13 protein-coding genes are annotated in these 19,526 nt (G+C 53.3%); all 13 read right to left on the reverse strand.

Going from position 1 to position 19,526, the window contains the following annotated elements; translation table 11 throughout:
• Window positions 1-2: 2 nt before the first annotated feature.
• Complete coding sequence (locus I2H39_RS02360) at window positions 3-440, reverse strand: hypothetical protein (RefSeq protein ID WP_330640946.1); 438 nt, start codon at window positions 438-440, stop codon at window positions 3-5.
• A 554-nt stretch (window positions 441-994) separates the two neighbouring features.
• A complete protein-coding gene (locus I2H39_RS02365) occupies window positions 995-2,317 on the reverse strand; it encodes an MATE family efflux transporter (RefSeq protein ID WP_138311125.1) in 1,323 nt (440 codons plus the stop codon).
• A gap of 212 nt (window positions 2,318-2,529) precedes the next feature.
• Window positions 2,530-3,852 (reverse strand): M18 family aminopeptidase, encoded by a 1,323-nt coding sequence (locus I2H39_RS02370; RefSeq protein WP_138311126.1) that lies wholly within the window; start codon window positions 3,850-3,852, stop codon window positions 2,530-2,532.
• Window positions 3,853-3,924: 72 nt separating this feature from the next.
• Window positions 3,925-5,331 carry an amino acid permease gene (locus tag I2H39_RS02375; RefSeq protein ID WP_195625719.1) on the reverse strand — a complete coding sequence of 469 codons (1,407 nt, stop codon included), beginning with the start codon at window positions 5,329-5,331 and terminating at the stop codon, window positions 3,925-3,927.
• A 106-nt stretch (window positions 5,332-5,437) separates the two neighbouring features.
• Window positions 5,438-6,874 (reverse strand): UDP-N-acetylmuramoyl-tripeptide--D-alanyl-D-alanine ligase, encoded by a 1,437-nt coding sequence (murF, locus tag I2H39_RS02380; protein ID WP_195625720.1) that lies wholly within the window; start codon window positions 6,872-6,874, stop codon window positions 5,438-5,440.
• 1 nt (window position 6,875) lies between these two features.
• Complete coding sequence (locus I2H39_RS02385) at window positions 6,876-8,390, reverse strand: UDP-N-acetylmuramoyl-L-alanyl-D-glutamate--2,6-diaminopimelate ligase (protein ID WP_195625721.1); 1,515 nt, start codon at window positions 8,388-8,390, stop codon at window positions 6,876-6,878.
• 97 nt (window positions 8,391-8,487) lie between these two features.
• Complete coding sequence (locus tag I2H39_RS02390) at window positions 8,488-10,158, reverse strand: formate--tetrahydrofolate ligase (protein ID WP_138311130.1); 1,671 nt, start codon at window positions 10,156-10,158, stop codon at window positions 8,488-8,490.
• 176 nt (window positions 10,159-10,334) lie between these two features.
• The gene (locus tag I2H39_RS02395) at window positions 10,335-13,388 is read right to left on the reverse strand and encodes a DNA translocase FtsK (protein ID WP_138311131.1); all 3,054 of its coding nucleotides are present in this window, start codon (window positions 13,386-13,388) and stop codon (window positions 10,335-10,337) included.
• Window positions 13,389-13,586: 198 nt separating this feature from the next.
• Window positions 13,587-14,369: an ATP-dependent Clp protease proteolytic subunit gene (locus I2H39_RS02400; protein ID WP_138306215.1), complete on the reverse strand. Its 783-nt coding sequence runs from the start codon at window positions 14,367-14,369 to the stop codon at window positions 13,587-13,589.
• A gap of 195 nt (window positions 14,370-14,564) precedes the next feature.
• Complete coding sequence (locus tag I2H39_RS02405; RefSeq protein ID WP_171042527.1) at window positions 14,565-16,187, reverse strand: C40 family peptidase; 1,623 nt, start codon at window positions 16,185-16,187, stop codon at window positions 14,565-14,567.
• A gap of 165 nt (window positions 16,188-16,352) precedes the next feature.
• Window positions 16,353-17,150 (reverse strand): ABC transporter ATP-binding protein, encoded by a 798-nt coding sequence (locus tag I2H39_RS02410; protein ID WP_138306213.1) that lies wholly within the window; start codon window positions 17,148-17,150, stop codon window positions 16,353-16,355.
• Window positions 17,150-18,085 carry an ABC transporter permease gene (locus I2H39_RS02415; RefSeq protein ID WP_195625722.1) on the reverse strand — a complete coding sequence of 312 codons (936 nt, stop codon included), beginning with the start codon at window positions 18,083-18,085 and terminating at the stop codon, window positions 17,150-17,152. The genes I2H39_RS02410 and I2H39_RS02415 overlap by 1 nt, the downstream gene beginning before the upstream one ends.
• 227 nt (window positions 18,086-18,312) lie before the next feature.
• The gene (locus I2H39_RS02420) at window positions 18,313-19,374 is read right to left on the reverse strand and encodes an ABC transporter substrate-binding protein (protein WP_330640947.1); all 1,062 of its coding nucleotides are present in this window, start codon (window positions 19,372-19,374) and stop codon (window positions 18,313-18,315) included.
• Window positions 19,375-19,526 lie beyond the last annotated feature (152 nt).

The raw sequence follows: 19,526 nt of genomic DNA on the forward strand, positions 1-19,526 counted from the left end.
CGCTAAGCAGATAAGCTCCAGTCCGGCTTTTCCTGTCTGATGAGAGCTGTCAGCATATTTGCGACCATTCTTTCAATGCCGGTATTATCTAATAATATCTTCTGCCCTGCTGCCAGGACCGCTATGCCGTGGGAATAAAGGAATAAATCTATAAATATTGCCCTTGCCCGCTCCGGCTCAACTCCAATTATCTCTGCAAATTCCCCTGCCCGCTTTTCATTGCCTATCTCCTTATAGAAATCACCGGGCTCAGCCATGTTCAGATTCATATCGCTTATAAAGAGCAGCTTGAACAGATGCGTCTCTTCCTTCGCAAATTCAATATAGGAAAGCGGAAGAACCAGGCAGGGTTTTACGCCTTCAGACCTGTTAAAGCCAGCAACATACTGACTGTAATAATCATAAGCAAAATCAAGAAATTCTTTTTTTAATTCTTCCATGTTTGCATAACATGTAAAAATCGGACGCGTAGAACATTGTAATTTACCCGAAATGCTCCTGGCATTGACACACTCAAATCCCGATTCCCTCGTAATATCTAAAACCGTTTTTAATATCATTTCCTTTGTTATCTTTGCTTTGGGCGGCATATGGTTACCTCGTTCATCTCAAATCACAATAGTTATACAACATATGTTACATAACTATTGTTACATAAAATGCAGCAAATGTCAACCGGTTTTACAACAAAAACAGCACAGCCAGTAAGGCTGCACCGTTTCACAAAAGACAATCATACCACTTAATACTGTTTTACAACTGTCCCTCCTGCCCTGTCCCAGGCAATTACCTGTCCCTCAACCCCATAAGAAAAGGGCAATAACTCCCTTACTGCAATCTTTTTCAATTTCCCGTCCACTTGAAGAATCACATCACATTCCGGCGTATCATCATTTTAAATCTGACGGCAGTTACCGCAGGGAGGTATGATTTCCCCGCCCTCCTTACCGCGGACCGCCGCAATGGTTATCAATTCCCTTTCACCATGCGAATCTCACTCCACAACCCCCGCTCTTCTCTCAAACCCCTTAAACCGTCCTGAAAACAAGATTGCCCGGAATATCCAGTCAATGAACATGCCGTACCATACCCCGGAAAGTCCCAGGCCGAATATGTATACAAAGAGGTATGCAAATCCGATTCGGAATACCCACATGGAGAACACGGACACGGCCATGGTGAATTTGGCGTCCAGGGAAGCTCTCAGTGCATGGGGGATGGTGAAGGCCAGGGGCCATATAATCATGGCAATGCTGTGAATCAGAATCAGCTCCCGCGCCATGGCGGCTGCCCGGGAGGACAGATGATAGATTCCCACCAGTTCGGCGGACCAGATGACCATGGCTGTGCTGAATACGGCCAGGATTCCATATACCACCAGTATAAGGGATTTCGTGTAATGCTTGGCCTCCTTTAAACGTCCGGCGCCCACGCACTGGCCTACTATGGTTACCAGTCCCAGGCCAATGGCATTTCCCGGCAGATAGAGGACCGTCACCAGGTTGCTGGCAACGGCAAAGCTGGCTATGGATACCGTACCCAGGGAAGACACCAGGCTCTGGAGGAATATCTTGCCGAACTGGAACATACCGTTTTCCAGCCCGTTGGGAATCCCGATGGACAGAATGTTCTTAATCATATGACGGTCCGGAATCAGGAACTTCCAGCTGTTGAGACGGATGGAGTTGTTCCGGTTCTGGATGAGGACAAACATCATTAAGGCAGCTGCCACACGGCTTATAAAAGTGGGCCATGCCACGCCGGACACGCCCATCTTAAGGCCGAATACACAGATTGCATTTCCTATGATGTTAATCATATTCATGACAAAGGAGGTCATCATGGATACCTTTGAATTGCCCATGGAGCGGAACAGGGCTGTACAGGCATTATAGAGCCCGATAAAGGGATAGGACAGGGCTGTAATCCAGAAATAGGTCTGGGCGTTGTCCATCACATCCTGTTCCACTTTTCCAAATATGCCTCCCAGCAGATGGCGGCCCCCTATCAGGGCTATCCCGGCAATGACAACAGACAGGAGCATGGTCACCAGCACCAGCTGTCCGGCCGCCTTCCTGGCATCCCTGGGCTGTTCCTTGCCCAGGTACTGGGCCGATATGACGGCTCCTCCCGTGGCCAGGGCTCCCATGATTTGTATGATTAAGACGCTGATGGAATCCACCAGGGCAACGCCGGACACTGCGGATTCCCCCACCGCGGCCACCATCACCACATCCACCATGCCCACCAGCACCGCCATGATTTGTTCCACAATAAGGGGGGCCAGCAGCTTTATCATTTGTTTTCTGGAAAACATATCTTACCTTCCTCTTTCTCTCTTAATTCCAATAAATACCCAGCCGCGGTTCCTAAAAGGGATTTCTCCCTCTCAGGGCTGTGGCTGGGTATCCGGAGGACAGGCTCCCGGCCCGTCCTTTATTATCTTTGCGCATGCCTGCCTTGTGCCTGTCACCGCCTATTGGTTACCGCAGTTACCGCATATCAGCCGCCTGCTTCCCAACGCACCTGTCAGCCCATTTCATAGCTTCCGGAGCCCATGGCCCTCATGGAGGTGCTGTAGAACCGCTTTGAAGCCCGAATCAGATAGCAGGTATCCTTGATTCCCACTGTCTCGTACGGGGAATGCATGGACAGCTGGGGCAAACCGATATCCACGGTGTTCAGGGCCACATGGCTGTTGGAGATATTGCCCAGGGTGGAACCGCCCGCCTTGTCGGAACGGTTGGTAAATGCCTGGCAGGGCACGCCCTCTTCCCGGCACAATGTCCTGAACACAGCGGCTGAGAGTCCGTCTGTGGCATACTGTGTGCTGTATTTAATGACAATTCCCTCATTCATATAGGGACGGTTTACCGGGTCTGATTTGTCACCGTGGTTGGGATGGGCCGCATGGGCATTGTCAGCGGAAACCATGAAGCTGGAAGCAATGGCCATCAGGTATTCTTCCTCACTTCTTCCCATGGCGCTGTTTATCCGTCTCAGCACATCCTCCAGGAAGGTGGAATCAGCCCCCTGTTTGGTCAGGCTCCCTGTCTCTTCATTGTCAAATACAGCGTGTACGCTGACACAATCACTGTGGCCGCCTTCCAGGAATCCCTTCAGGGTGGAGAATGCACACTGCAGGTCGTCTAAATGGCCGCAGGACAGGAACTCCCCGCCTGCGCCCCAGATGCTCCCGGGTACACGGTTGTAAAGGTACAGGTCATGGCCCAGGATATCCTCCTTTTTGACCCCGGCGCTCTCAGCCACGGTTTCCATGAAGGTTCCCTTTGCGTCCGCACCGCCGTATAAAGGCAGCATATCCACCTGTGCGTTATACTTATATCCGTCATTGACCTCCCGGTTAAAATGAATGGCCAGATTCGGTATCATGAGCAGGTCACGGTCCACCTTTACCAGCTTTGTCACAATGCGGTTTCCGTCCCTCACTGCCAGACGGCCGGCCACGGAAAGGGGACGGTCAAACCAGGGAGCGCACAGCATACCGCCGTACTTTTCCACGTTCAGCTTCACATAGTGGTTTTCAGCCTCCATCTCCGGATTTTCCTTGATTTTAAAGGAGGGGGAGTCGCTGTGGCTGGCCATGATTTGGAATCCGGAAAATGCTTTTCCCGGTACCTTAAAGGATACGATGGAGGAACCGTTTCTGGTCACATAGTAGGAACCGCCCTCCTTAAGCTCCCACTTCTCTCCCTCATGGAGCTGCGTGAAGCCTGCCTCCTTTAGATAATCCGCAATGGACTGTACTGCGTGGAAGCAGGTGGGGCTATTTTCAAGAAAACCGATGAGTTCTCTGGCTGTACTTAAACAGTCTTCTCTGTCTATATTCATATGATATCTCCTTTGTCTCTTTATTTCTCCTCTACTGTACCATAAACGCACCCCCGGGGCAATGCAGGCAGCCTAACTTTTTTTCTCCTTTGCTGCCATCCATGGCATAATAAATCCAAGTCCTACCAGTACAAAGGGGGTTACAATGTTGAGGGCCAGCTGGAAGGGGTCTTCTGAGTATATACCGGTGAGGCATGCAAAGGCCGTAAATATAAAACACCAGCCGCCCACCAGGATACCGGCTGTTTTATCCTTCACAAACCGGTATTCACCGCAGAATGCATCTCCGGCCCGTTTCAAGGCAATATATGCCACAAAAACCCACAGATAACGCAGAGGCATGCACACGGAGTTCACCTTGACAAGCCAGCGCACCAGGGCGTCCACGTTCCGGATGCCAAAGGCAGGAACCACAATCAGTACGCAGACAATGAGCGTCACCAGCCGGTGGCCGTTCACATAGGTGCCGTGTTCATTTTTCTCAAACATCCTGCTGGGGATGAAGCGGGAATCCGCACTGTCCAGAAGCATGCGCAGAGGCGCGTCCACGGACAGGACCATGACAGAGAACTGTCCAATCAGATTGGTCAGCGCATACACCACCACAAAGAAGTTGCCCGCATGGTAATATTCACCCAGCTTCTGAAAGGCGTAGTAAGCGCCGTTGGTCATCAGGTCCTGGGGGATATGGTCGGAGTCAAACATCATGCCCAGGGCAATGGTGCCAAGGATGGCTGTCACGGCCACCATGGCTGCAAGGGCTACCATGCCCTTTGCAAAGTCCCGGGAAGGGTCCTTCATCTTGTTTACATAGGGGGATATCTTCTCGCATCCTCCCACTGCAAAAACAAGGATGGAAAGGCTGAGAAAAAAATTGGCGTTAAAGTCCGGTATAAAGGAGGACGGGGACCAGTCAATGGCTAAAAAGGAGCCGTCTGTCAGAACCGGGGCAGCCACCATCATGACAATAAACAGCATGGACATGATAAACATGGCCGAGCCTGCCAATGTGGCAAGACGCTTTAACACGCTCATCCCCTTTCCGGACAGATACATGGCAAACAGGAAGATGACCAGGCACAAAATCTGCATCACCGTGGTGTTCATGCCGCTGGCCCTCTTGTCCTGAAACAGGGCCCAGCTGGCTGCAATCACTGTGGAATTGGGCTTCTGGGATATATAGGGCATGTGGACCACCCAGTAGGTCCAGCCCGCGTAATAGGCCATCTTAGGCCCTATGGTCTCATGAATCCAGGAGCTGACCCCGCCTCCGGCATGCTTAAAGGTAGAGCCCAGTTCCCCCACCATAAGGGCATAAGGCACAAAATAAATGGCAAATATAAGAATCCAGGATACAATGGCCTTTAATCCGCCGTACTCAGAGAATCCGTTTATTACATTTCCAAATCCCCAGACCGTTGAAAAGGCCATGAAAGCCAGGGTATGCCAGAGAATCTTCTTATCATCTTTCTGCTGCATCACAATGTTACTCCTTATCTCATTCAGAATGTACTGTCTGTGACATTTCTGTCCATGAAATACATTCTTCCCAAAATGAGGGAAAGATATGAGTGTGCAGTTTGAATCATGCCCTGGTTTCCTTCAGATGCTTCACTGCACCGGACAGCTTCATGCTGTTGGAGCCTTTAAACAGGACGCAGTCGCCCTCCTTAAGGTTCTCATCCAGCCACCCTTCTATCCGGGCCAGACTGTCCATTTTGAAATAGGGCGTCGCTGCATGGGATGCTTCCATTCCGCTGCCAATGGCGGCTGCCAGTTCTCCCAGCAAAAGTACCGTGTCCAAAGGATGCTCTCCTATGTACCCACCTATTTCCCGATGGAATCTGACCGCGTCAGGACCCAGCTCCTTCATGTCTGCCAGGACTGCAATCCTGCGGCCTTCTCCTGCCACGGAGGACAGCACCTCCAGTCCGGCCTTCATAGACACGGGGCTGGCATTGTAGCTGTCGTCAATAACCGTGACTCCGCCCCACTTAAATATCTGCTGGCGTCCCTTATAGCCCTTAAACTGCCCCAGGGCAAGGGCCGCCTTCTCCATGGAAAGCCCGTATGTATCCGCCACTGCCAGGGCTGCCATTGCATTGCTTACCATATGGCTTCCCATAACCTGAAGCCGCACCCGGGTCCTGCTGTTCCCGTGGACCGCTGTGAACACAGGATAGCCGTCTTCCAGGTGCAGGTCCTCTGCCCTGTAGTCACAGTCCTGTCCCAGTCCGTACAGCACCTTCCTCCTGCCTTCTCCGGGAACCACGGAGGCCAGAAGAGGGTCGTCGCCGTTTAAGAACAAGGTGCCCTCTGAGGGCATTCCGTCCTGGATGTGCAGCTTTTCCTCCAGGATGCGTTCCTGGGACCCAAGCTGTTCGATATGGGTCACCCCTATGTTGGTCATGACGGCGCAGTCCACCCTGGCCACCCTGGCAATGCGCTCCATCTCCCCGGGCTCGCTCATTCCCAGCTCAATGACGCCAATCTCAGCGGACTCCGGTATCTCTGCAATGGTAATGGGCACGCCCACCTGGCTGTTGCTGTTGCCCGGCGTCTTATACACCAGGAATCCGGCGCCCAGGGCCGCTGCTATCATCTCCCTGGTAGTGGTCTTTCCCACACTTCCCGTGATTCCCACCAGGGGCAGGGTAAGGCGGTTCCTGCAAAAGCTTCCCAAATCCTGAAGCGCTCTTTTTGTATCAGGCACCTTAATCCAGGCCGCCCCAAGGGCTTTCTCCTCCTGCTCCCGGTTGCCCGCGCACTGCTGCCGCACAAAAGCCTCCACTGCCTCACTGCTGCAGTGTTCACTGGTAAATACAACTGCCGCCCCGCTCACGATTGCCTGGCAGAGAAAGCCGTGGGCATCTACCTTTTCACCGATAATGGGTACAAACAGGTCGTTCCCTTCCATTTTTCTGGAATCCAGACTGATGTGTTCTGCCTCAATATCCTCCCGGCCCAGCAAAAGGATTCCTCCTGTGGCCTCAAGGAGCTCCTTAACCGTTATTCCTGTCATACTATGCCTCGTCTCCCAACTCTTTTATGGTTTCTTCAATGACTTCCCTGTCCAGGAAGTGATGGCGCACGCCGTTGATTTCCTGATAATCCTCATGGCCCTTGCCGATGACAGCTACCATATCCCCCGGCACTGCGTGCAGGATGCTGTGGCGGATGGCATCCCGCCTGTCGGGAATCTCAATAAAGGCCCCGCCTGTTTTCTCTATGCTTCCCCGGATATCCGCCATGATATCCTCCACCTTTTCATATCTGGAGTTATCTGCCGTAATTATGCTTAAATCGGCCAGCCTGCCTCCAATCTCACCCATAGAATACCGTCTGTCCTTGGAACGGTTGCCGCCGCATCCGAACACCACCACCAGCCGTTTGGGATGGTACCTGCGCAGGGTGGTGAGAAGACTCTCCATGCTCACCGCATTATGGGCGTAATCCACCAGAACCGTACACCTGGATGAGGTGTGGACAATTTCCATGCGTCCATTGACCCGTATATGCTCCAGGGCGTGTACTATCCTCTCCTTTGGAAGTCCCAGAAAGCTGCACACGCACAGGGCTGCCAGGGCATTATCCACATTGAAGAGGCCCGGGATTCCCAGGCGCACATCCAGGTCCAGTTTTCCCGTAACGTCAAACTCCGTGCCCACAAAATCCGGCTGTGACACATACCGGATATTGGAAGCTTCAAAATCAGCTTTCTTTTCCCCGTCTTCCTTTACGCGGTAGGTATAAAGCCTGCAGGACGCATCCCGGACAATTTCTGCAAAATGTCCGTCGTTTAAGTTCACCAGGCCTATCCTGCACATGCTCAGAAGCCGGGATTTGCAGAAAAGATATTCCGCAAAATCAGCGTGTTCATCCGGCCCAATGTGGTCCGGGGAAATATTGGTGAAAATACCGTAGTCAAAGGCAATGCCGTCCACCCGGTGCATCTTGATTCCCTGGGACGACACCTCCATAATCATATACTGGCAGCCTGCCTCCGCCATTTTGGCAAAGGACTGGTGCAGTTCATAGGATTCCGGAGTGGTGTTCATGGTAGGCGTCACCTGGCCGTCAATGACTGTTCCCGTGGTGCCTATCATCCCCACCTTTTTTCCTGCTGCCTCAAGAATGGCTTTTATCATATGGGTGGTGGTGGTCTTTCCCTTTGTCCCGGTCACGCCAATGGTAATCATTCTGGAGGCCGGATGGCCGAACCTGGCTGCTGAGAGAAGGGCCAGGCTTCTCCTGCCCTCCGCTGTCTTAAGTATTGTCACCTGTCCCATTTCCTCCTCCGTAAGTCCGGAGGCCGCCAGTTCTTCCTCAACATCCCGTTCCGTCACAAGCACGCGGACGCCTGCCCGCAGCACATCCGGGACAAAACGGTGGGAGTCCACGCGGGTCCCCGCCATACACACAAACACAGCGCCGGGCGCTGCCTTCCTGGAGTCATAGACCACCTCCGTAACTTCCACGTCCAGGCTTCCCCTGACAAGTTCATAATCCAGCTCATTTACCCAGGTTCTAAGTATCATATAAATTCCTCATTTCTTTTTCATGCAACTTATTTTATGCCCAAACCTATCCTGGCCCGGCGCTCCTTTCTTGGATGCGCCGGGCCAGGCCGATTTCCTAGAAGAGTCCGGTAATCTTACCGTTCTCATCCACATCAATGCTGTCTGCCGCCGGTTTCTTTGGAAGTCCCGGCATGGTCATGATGGAACCTGTCAGCGCCACCACAAAGCCTGCGCCTGCTGACACATAGGCATCCCTTACATTGATGGTAAATCCTGTGGGACGGCCCAGCTTGGTCTGGTCATCCGACAGGGAATACTGGGTCTTGGCCATGCACACCGGCAGGTTTCCAAAGCCCATATCCTCAATGCGCTTTAACGCCTTGGCTGCGGCCGGTGCAAAGGATGCGCCGTCTGCCCCGTAAATCTCCCTGGCAATGGTATTAATCTTATCCTTAAGGCCCATCTCATCCGGATAGAGCACATGGTACTGGGTGGGCTTGTTCTCCAGGGTCTCCATTACCTTTTCAGCCAGGGCAATACCGCCCTCGCCGCCCTTTGCCCATACCTCGGACAGGGCGAATTCACATCCTCTGTCCTCGCAGAACTTCTTGATATAAGCATATTCTGCCTCTGTGTCTGATATGAAGGAATTGAGCGTAACCACCACGGGTACTCCGAACTTCTGGAGATTCTCAATGTGCTTCTCCAGATTGACGATACCCTTCTCCAGAGCTTCCAGGTTCTCAGTTGAAAGCTGGTCCTTGGGCACGCCGCCGTTGTACTTAAGGGCCCTGACTGTTGCCACCAGAACCACTGCGTCAGGCCTCAGTCCTGCCTTGCGGCACTTGATGTCAAGGAACTTCTCCGCCCCCAGGTCAGCGCCGAATCCAGCCTCTGTCACCACCACGTCAGCCAGCTTCAGGGCTGTCTTGGTAGCCCTTACGCTGTTGCATCCATGGGCAATGTTGGCAAACGGACCGCCGTGTACCAGGGCGCCTGTGTGCTCCAGTGTCTGAATCAGGTTAGGCTTTAAGGCATCCTTCAGAAGGGCTGCCATGGAGCCTACTGCATGAAGCTGCTCAGCAGTCACAGGCTCTCCCGCAAAATTGTAAGCCACGATAATCTTGCCCAGGCGGTTCTTTAAATCTTCCATGTTGTCAGCCAGGCAAAGGATTGCCATGATTTCGGAAGCCACTGTAATAACAAAGTGGTCCTCCCTGACCATACCGTCTCCCTTGGCTCCCAGGCCTACCACGATATTTCGCAGTACACGGTCATTCATGTCCACGCAGCGTTTCCACTGTATCTGCCTTGGGTCAATCCCCAGGACGTTGCCCTGCTGGATATGGTTGTCTAACAGTGCTGCCAGCAGGTTATTGGCGGATGTGATGGCGTGGAAATCACCTGTAAAGTGCAGGTTTAAATCCTCCATAGGCACAACCTGGGCATAACCGCCGCCGGCTGCACCGCCCTTAACGCCAAAGCAGGGACCCAGGGACGGTTCCCTGAGCGCTATGATGGCCTTTTTGCCCATCTTCCCAAATGCCTCGCCCAGACCAACCGTGGTGGTTGTCTTTCCCTCTCCTGCCGGAGTGGGGTTAATGGCTGTCACCAGCACCAGCTTTCCGTCGGGACGGTCCTTTACCTGCTCCCAGAGTTCATCTGTCAGCTTTGCCTTGTATTTACCGTAAAGCTCCAGGTCATCCTCCCCGATTCCGTAAGCAGCAGCCACTTCTTTGATGGGCTGCATCACGGCCTCCTGTGCAATTTCAATATCTGATTTCATGTTTTTGTTCCTCCTCTTATATTACGCCCCGCGGTTCCCTGCCTTTGCAGGTCCGTCAACGTTTTATTCAAAAGCACCGGCCGCTGCTGCCCTTGCCGGCAGCCGCTGCTCTTGTTTCCCCATACACTCCTGTTTCCCGGTCAGGCCATCTGTACCGCCCTGCCGGGCAGCAGGCTTTAATATCCCTGCTCCAGCAGTTCCTCGAATTCTTCCATGCTCATAAGCACCTTCCTGGGCTTTGTCCCCTCTTCCTCGCCCACCACGCCGGCTTCGGCCAGCTGGTCCATGATTCGGGCCGCCCGGTTAAAGCCAATCTTAAACATCCTCTGGAGCATTCCGATGGATGCCTTTTCCTTCTCAATGATGAACCTGCCCGCCTGGACAAAGTATTCATCCCGTTCAGCTGCCCCGCTGCCCCCATCCATGGACGGGGATGAGACGCGGCTCTCCACTTCCGGATTATATTCAGCCACCATGCCCTGTTCTGTCAGGAACTCCACTACGCGGCCCACTTCCTCATCGGACACAAAGGCGCCCTGCACACGCTGGGGCTTGGGGAATCCCGCCGGATAAAAGAGCATATCGCCCTTTCCCAGCAGCTTCTCAGCCCCGTTCATATCAATGATAGTCCTGGAATCCACACCCGAGGACACTGCAAAAGCAATTCTGGACGGCACATTGGCCTTAATCAGACCTGTGATGACGTTAACCGACGGCCTCTGGGTGGCAATAACCAGATGGATTCCCGCTGCACGGGCCAGCTGGGCCAGGCGGCAGATGGAATCCTCCACTTCTCCCGGGGCAACCATCATAAGGTCTGCCAGCTCGTCGATGATTATGACAATCTGAGGCATCTTTGCCGGCTTCTTATCATCCTCAATATCCTTTATCTTCTCAACTCTTTCATTGTAGCCCTTTAAATCCCTGACATTGCACTCCGCAAACTTCTTATAGCGGTCCGTCATCTCAGCCACAGCCCAGTTCAGGGCCCCTGATGCCTTCTTGGGGTCTGTCACCACAGGGATGAGCAGATGGGGGATTCCGTTATATACACTGAGTTCCACCACCTTGGGGTCCACCATAATCATCTTCACGTCCTCTGGTTTGGACTTGAAGATAATACTCATAATCAGGGTGTTGATGCATACCGACTTACCGGAGCCAGTGGCGCCTGCAATAAGCAGATGGGGCATCTTTCCTATGTCCGTCACCACCACCTGCCCGCCGATATCCTTGCCCACAGCAAAGGCCAGACGGGACTTGTGGTTTTTAAAAGCCTCCGCCTCCAGCAAATCCCTCAGGTACACCATATTATTCTCTTTGTTCGGCACCTCGATTCCCACTGCCGACTTGCCGGGGATGGGTGCTTCTATACGGATGTCCGCAGCAGCCAGGCTCAGCTTGATATCATCGGTCAGTCCCACTATCTTGCTGACCTTCACGCCCTGTTCCGGCAGAAGCTCATACCGGGTCACGGCAGGGCCGCAGCTGATGTTGGTGACCGTCACGCCCACCCCGAAATTGTGCAGGGTCTGCTGCAGCTTTATGGCAGTGGCCTTGTACTCATCCCCAGAGAAGGCTCCGGCATTCTTGGCCCCCTTCTTAAGCAGGGTGGTGGGCGGGAACACGTATTCCTTCTTGACCGCCTCTTCCTTTTCCTTGATTTCCTGGGCCACCGCCAGATTTGAATCTGACTGTTTAGCCTCCTCCCGCTTCTTCTCAATCTTTTTCTGGAGAAGCTCTGTCTCAGTCTCTATGACCTTGCCTGAAGCCGTAACCACCCGCTTAGGCTCCTCCGGCACAAATACGCTGTCATAATTGATCCCCTGCTCCGAGGCGTCTGTCTCATAGATATCTGCTTCACAGATATCTGGCTCACAGATATCCGAATCACCGGTATCTGGTTCACGGTCCCCTGCTCCGGACCTTCCTGCTGCATGAGCACCGGCCGCACCTTCTGCAGCCATGGCATCCGCCTGCGCCATATTCCCAGAGGTCCCATACTCCTCCTCCCAGGGAACCGTATCCTCACGGCCATGGCCGCTGTCCGCATCCCGGCCCGCGGATGTCCCAATGCCCAGCTCCATCTCTTCCAGGGTCTTTAAATCCTTTTTCACATGGATGGTGTCATAATCATATGCATCGTGTGTCCCATACTCGTCCTCCACCCGGATACCGGTAACCACCGGTGCATCATCCCTGCGCCCGGTACGGCTGTGTCCCTCTATGGACCTGGCCAGGGCTCCCACATCGTCCGTGTCATAGGAGTCCCCGTCATCCATAGCCGCAGGCTCCAAAGGCGGGTCGAACCTGCCCACAAACTCATCCGGCGGAAGGATATCCTTTGCGCCGGCTGTCTGGGCCGTTCCCCAGTCCTCCTGGTATGTATCGGGCATTTCCGGCATTTTCTCCAAATCCGCGCCGAACTCCCGGTCAAATGCTTCCTCGTCGTAATCCTCTTCCTCAGGCGTCATCAGCCTTGTGGCATTCAGGTTCACGCCCCGCACCCTCTGTTCCTCGCGAATGCGCCTGCGTTCCTCCTCCCGTATGGCATGGAGCTCCCTGCGCCTGTCCATATCCTCCCTGGCATACTGATAGGCTTTGTCCCCTCCCCGCTTCACAGCAGACACAAAGGAGCGCTCCGTGATGCATACCATACAGATGATAAACAGGACCACCAGAATCAGGAATGCCCCCGGCTTTCCCAGTCCGATGGTGAGAAAGGAGGTAAGAACACCCCCAAGCCATCCTCCCCCCGTACCGGTCAGTGTGGACTGTTTGTAGTACTCCATCCACTTTGCGCCGGCAGGCACTGTTCCAAAAGCCAGCTGCAGCAGTCCGCAGACCGTAATCACAGCCCCCACCACGGCCGCCAGCTTCATGGCGGCATGGATGTTGCCCTGGTTGGACAGATGAAAACAGGTCCCCACAAATATCAGGATGGGAAACAGGTATCCCACCATTCCGAACACTCCCAGCTGCACACCGCGGAGCACATCGCCCACCACGCCGCACAGCTTAAAATTGCTGAGAAATAAAAGAATGGCAACAGCAAAAGAGCAGATGATGACCACTTCTGCTCTCATGAATTCCGTATTATCCTGTTCATAGGCCTTTTTCCCGGTTGTCCCACGGCTCTTGGCGGAAGTACTTGTCTTCTTGGACGTACTTCCCTTTGGCCTTCCCGGCTTTCTGTTCCCACTCTGCTGTCGTTTTGTTGTTTCAGCCACTTGATACAGCCTCCCGTCATTCTCTTACAAGTTATCGTACCGTAGCAGCCTCCCATTCCCACAGCAGGCTGTCTTATTTATACAGTTAACTTATATTATGCTATATTTGAGATCAAAATTCAAGTGGATTGTTCCAAAAGCCTCCAAAACCCATAGCGCATGTCTGCGAAAAAGGGCCTGAATACAGATTTTAAACGGTTATTTCTGCTGCCCGCGCTCCCGCCCGTCAATCATGGCATAGAGCTTTCCCAGTGCTTCCTTGATGCCGCCCACCTGGTTGATAAGGCCTGCCTCCACTGCCTGGGAACCAACCAGCACAGTGCCCAGGTCCCTGGTGAGCATCTTTGTATTATGCATCAGCTCCCTCAGCTGGTCATAGGCAATATCGGCATGGTTTGACACAAAGGTCAGGATGCGGTCCTGTATCATTTCGAAATATTCGTAGGTCTGGGAGGTGCCTATGACCATTCCTGTCATCCGCACCGGATGAATCATCATGGTCCCGGAGGGCACGATGAAGGAATAGTCCGTGGACACGGCCAGAGGAACTCCGATGGAATGGCTCCCCCCCAGCACCAGGGATACGGTGGGAAGGCTGAGGGACGCTATCATTTCCGCGATGGCAAGACCTGCGTCCACGTCCCCTCCCGATGTATTGAGCAGAACCAGAAGTCCGTCCACACTGTCATCATCCTCTATTTCGGCCAGCTTCGGCAGTATATGGTCGTATTTCGTGGTTTTGCTGCTGCCGGAGGAATTCTCATGTCCCTCCACCTCCCCAATAATGGTAATGAGATGGATTTTCCTCTGCCTGCGGTTGTCCTCCAGGATAACCTGGCCGTATTCTTCCAGCTTATTGTCTTCCTTTTCCTCTATTTCCTTTTCAAGCTTCTTGGCCTCGTCGTCCTGCTGGCGTACCTGGCCGTTTCCGTCCTCCACCTGATTGTCTCTCTTTTTTCTGTTATTTTTTCCTTGTCCCATAATCAAACCACCCTTTCGTGAACATTCTTCAATTAAGGATAGTCTGCTCCGGGAACCATAAAATATGCGCTGTCTTTCACATAGTTTCAGCGCAAAATAACCGGCCAGCATAGACTGCTGACCGGCTTTTTAAATAAATATAATGTTTTAAGTCCGACTGCCCGTAACATCCCCGGCCTGAAATCCGGTTTCGTCCTAGTCGCCCAGCACATTCCTGATAGCCACCGGCGACCTGTAATTCCAGGTGGAAATCTTGATGCCGCTCTTCCGGCTGGCTGCGTGGACTACCTGGCCGTTGCCGATGTAGATGGCCACATGGTTCACCTGCCCGCCGCTGCCTGCGTAGAATATCAAATCGCCCGGACGCATGTTGCCGGAGGTTACCGCCTTGCCCATCTTGGCCTGGGAGCCGGAATAATGGGGCAGGGATACGCCGAACTGCCTCATGACCTGCATGGTGAATCCGGAACAATCCACGCCCTTTGTCAGGCTGGTTCCGCCCCATACATACGGGTTGCCCACAAACTGAAGGGCATAGTTCACTACCTTGGAACGCCTGGAGGCAGCATTGTTGGCCGCCACTTCGGCAGGTGAGAACTTGATGGCCTCGTTCAGTGCATAGCGCACCTCCACGTTGTTGTCCCTGGTGGAAATAAATGCCTTGTCCACCTTGCTTCCGTCCTCTTCATCCACGGAATCCAAATCAATCTCCACCCAGCCGTCCAGCTGAGCCACAACCGGATAACGTTCATCCTTCACAATCTGGGTCCAAATCTTGGCATCGGTGTTGGGCTCTGTGCGGACGTTCAGCACATCCGTGTTGATAACCGCCTTAAGGGTGGCATTCTGCATGGCTATGTCCTTTGCCTCCTGGCCTGTGGCCGTGTACTGGGGGTCTGCGGAAATATAGCCGATAATGGGTCCTGATTTAATCTTATACCAGCCGTCCAGGGTCTCCAGTATCTCGCCCGCCGCCTTGCTGGTCATCTTACCGATAATCTTGCCGTCTGCCTTCGGCTCCTGGCGCACATTCAGGTAGTTGTTCACCTTGGATATGACCAGGTTGTCATACTGGTTAATAGCCATGGCCTTCATATCCAGCTTGCGTCCTTCGTTCAGGGAATAGGCCACCTCAGCATATTCAGAGGAAATATATCCCTCCTCAATCTGAATCCAGCCGTCCTCCAGTCCCTTGACCACGTAGCGCTCGCCCTTTAGTGCCTGTCCGATGACATTGCCCGGGTCCAGGGCAGGAGCCTGACGTATGTTCAGGTTGTCGGCCGTCACCGTCGCCCGCAGCTTCACAAGCTCCCTGGCCTTTTCCCTGGCTTCATCCCCGGTCAGAAGGTACTGGTTGCTGATATAACCCTCCACTCCGCCGGACGTAATGTGGGACCAGTCCCCCTCCGTGGCCAGAATCTCACAGGCTCCGTCCCCTGACAGCTTTCCTATAATCTTGCCGTCTGTGCTGGGAGCCTCCCTTATGTTCAGATAGCCGGACACCTGCACGATTCCCAGATTGCTGTAGGAATCAATTACATGGTCAATCTCCTGGGCTTCCTTACGGGCAGCTTCCTCCTCAGGAGAAACACTGGCCGGAACAGCCTGGGCCGGGGTGGCGTTTTGCGCCTGTCCCGTGGGGGCCGGTCCCGCTGCTCTGCCGGAAACCGGCTTTTTGACTGCCTTTACTCCGAACACGATGATTCCCACTGCCACAATGGCAGCCAGCAGGAGCACCAGGTATCTGGGGTCCAGCTGTTGATTCCGTTTTTTTCTGGCCTTATTCAGGCTCGATAGATAATCCTTATGTTCAAGCATGATTATAATAGTCTCCAACTCATTTTTCGCCATAAAAGCTCATATAGCGTAAAGTATATCATAAAAACAGACTCGAAAATGTGAAAAATTTCTTAAATTTTGCCGGTCCCCGAAGTATTTACGTGAAATGCCCCGGAAACCGGCAATTTAAGCGGCTTATACGGATTACTTTGAAAGCAGCATGCGGTCGTTGGCAAACTGTCCGCCGCTGGCCTCTGCAAACTTGGCAAGAAGGTCCTCTACGGTCAGATTCTGCTTATCCCTGCCGGACACATCATAGATAATATGGCCGTCATTCATCATGATAAGGCGGTTTCCTATCTGGATGGCATCCTTCATGTTATGGGTTACCATCAGGGCTGTCAGGTTCTGCTCCGTCACCATCTCATTGGTCAGGTCCAGCACCTTTTTGGCTGTCTGCGGGTCCAGAGCAGCCGTGTGCTCATCCAGCAGAAGCAGCTTTGGCTTTTGCAGGGTTGCCATGAGCAGGGTCAGCGCCTGTCTCTGACCGCCTGACAGCAGTCCCACCTTGCTGCTCATGCGGTTCTGAAGGCCCAGGCCCAGCCTGGTTAACAGGTCGTGGTAATAGTCCTTTTCATTGGCCCTGATTCCCCAGCCCAGCCCTCTTCTCTGGCCTCTTCTGAATGCCAGGGCCATGTTTTCCTGTATCTCCATGCCGGCTGCCGTGCCCTTCATGGGGTCCTGGAACACCCGGCCGATGTATTTGGCCCGCTTATATTCCGGCTGCCTGGATATGTTCACGCCGTCAATCTCAATCTTTCCGGAGTCAATGGGATACACGCCGGCTATCATGTTGAGCATGGTGGACTTGCCCGCGCCGTTTCCGCCGATTACCGTCACAAAATCCCCGTCGTTCAGGGTCAGGTCAATGCCGTTCAGCGCCTTTTTCTCATTGATGGTGCCCTTGTTGAACGTTTTTCGCACATTTGTCATTACCAGCATTATGCATTCCCTCCTTCCGAGTATTCTTTGTAGGTCTTCCATTTGTTGGCAGCCACCGGGATACAGAGGGCCAGTGTAACCACCACCGCAGACAAAAGCTTCATATAGTTGGGATTCATGCCCATCTTGATGACAAAGGCACGGATGACAAAATAGATAACGGAACCAATGACTGCCGCCGACAGCTTAAGGGCAAAATTGCGGAACCAGCCAAAGAGCACCTCACCGATAACAATGGCTGCCAGGCCAATGACAATGGCTCCGGTACCCATCTGGATATCCGCATATTTCTGGCCCTGGCATACCAGGGCGCCGGACATGCCCACCAGACCATTGCTGAGCATCAGCGCCAGCAGTTTTGTCCACTTGGTGTTGACGCCCAGGGCACGGACCATGTCCTCATTGTTTCCCGTGGCCCTCAGGGCGCTTCCAATCTCCGTTCCAAAGAACCAGTACATAACCGCCACCATCAGGATGGCTGCCCCGATTCCAATGACCTGGGATGCCTGGGCCTGGTTGAAACCGGTGGCAGATGAAACCATGGTTACCATGGACTTGGACTTGAGAAGGGGGATGTTGCTGCTTCCTCCCATAATCCAGAGGTTGATGGACCACAGGGATATCTGGGTCAGGATTCCCGCCAGAATGGACGGTATCTCAAAGACCGTGTGCAGGATGCCTGTAACAAAGCCGGCCAGCATTCCCGCCAGGGTGGCTATGGCCAGGGCCGCCACCGGGTTCATTCCCCTGTTCACAATCAGGGTGGCACAGACGCAGCCTCCCAGGGCAAAGCTTCCGTCCACAGTCAAATCCGCAATATCCAGAAGCTTGAAGGTGATGTACACCCCCAGCACCATGATTCCCCAGAGCACGCCCTGTCCCACTGCATCCAGCAGATTCGGACCCATGCCCTGCATCAGATTCGCAATATTCATATTTTATATTTACCTCCGTTCCTGTCTCTGTTCCTTTGTGTGATTCGATTTTGTAAATAGCTTGCCCAAACCGCCGTTCCTCCGGGCCTTACAGCTTGAGCAAACCATCTACCTGCCTGCGGGATACCATTTTATCCAATGACCGAAAAGAGGGTGCTGCAGGCCAGAACGGTTTCCGCCGTCTCTGCCCCGCAGCACCGCCTGTATGGTCTGAGCTGCCTGACTGATTATTTTAAGCCGGATACATCAATCCCAAGGGTCTGGGCTGTCTCCTCATTCACTGTCAGCTCGCACTTCTCAACCGGCAGGTACTCGATGGGCATATCGGCCGGTGACGCTCCCTCAGTAAGGATTTTTACTGCCTGCTGGCCGGTCATGTACCCTAGCTGGTAGTAATCAATTCCGTATGTAGCCAGTCCGCCGTTCTGTACCATGCCAGCCTCGCCGCAGATAACAGGCAGGTTGTTGTCTCCTGCCACCATTCCCACGGTAGCCATGCCTGCTGCAATTACATTGTCCGTAGGTGCGTACACTGCATCCACGGCGCCTACCATGGACTGCACCACGGTCTGAATCTCATTGGAGCTGGAAACCGTATATTCTTTGCTCTCCATGCCTGCTGCTGCAATGGCTTCCTTGGCCATGTCAGCCTGAATCTTGGAGTTGGACTCTGCGGAGCAGTAAAGCACGCCAATTGTCCTGGCATCCGGAACCAGCTGCTTAAGCAGGTCAATCTGCTCCTTCACAGGAGTCAGGTCAGAGGTTCCTGTTACATTGGCTCCCGGCTTTTCATTGGTGTCAACCAGGCCGGATTCAGCCGGGTCCGTCACTGCGGTCACCAGGACGGGCGTATCCTCCACAGCGCCCACCATGGCCTGTGCAGCCGGTGTTGCGATGGCCAGAATCAAATCCTTTTTCTCATTTGCAAACTTGGACGCCACTGTCTGGCATGCTGACTGGTCGCCGGAAGCATTCTGCTGGTCAACCTCGTAGGCGATTCCTGCGTCGTCCAGGGCTGCGATAAAGCCCTCGTTGGCAGCGTCCAGGGCTGTGTGCTGTACCAGCTGGAGCACGCCAATCTTATAGGTGGTTCCCTCTGCCTGTGCAGCGGTCCCGTCCTCTGTTCCCGCTGTTGTCTCCTCTGCCTGTGCAGCCGTATCTGCTGCTGTCTCCTGGGCCTGGGTGGCGGCTGCCGTTGTTTCAGCCGTATTGCCTCCGCAGGCAGTCATGGACAGAACCATGGCGCCCGCTATAACCAGGGACATGAGTTTCGATGTCTTTTTCATCATACTATCTCCTCTTTCCGCTTAAGAATTCGTCCCCTGCCGGGACTTTTCCTATCATACTACAAAAAAATTGCCTCGTCAATTTTATTACTTTAAATTTCTGTGATTTTAAAGTAATAAAGTGAAAAACTGCTATTTTTTACAGAAATTACCTT

The organism is Clostridium sp. 1001283B150225_161107_B6, assembly GCF_015556325.1.
Taxonomy (GTDB): Bacteria; Bacillota; Clostridia; order Lachnospirales; family Lachnospiraceae; genus Enterocloster.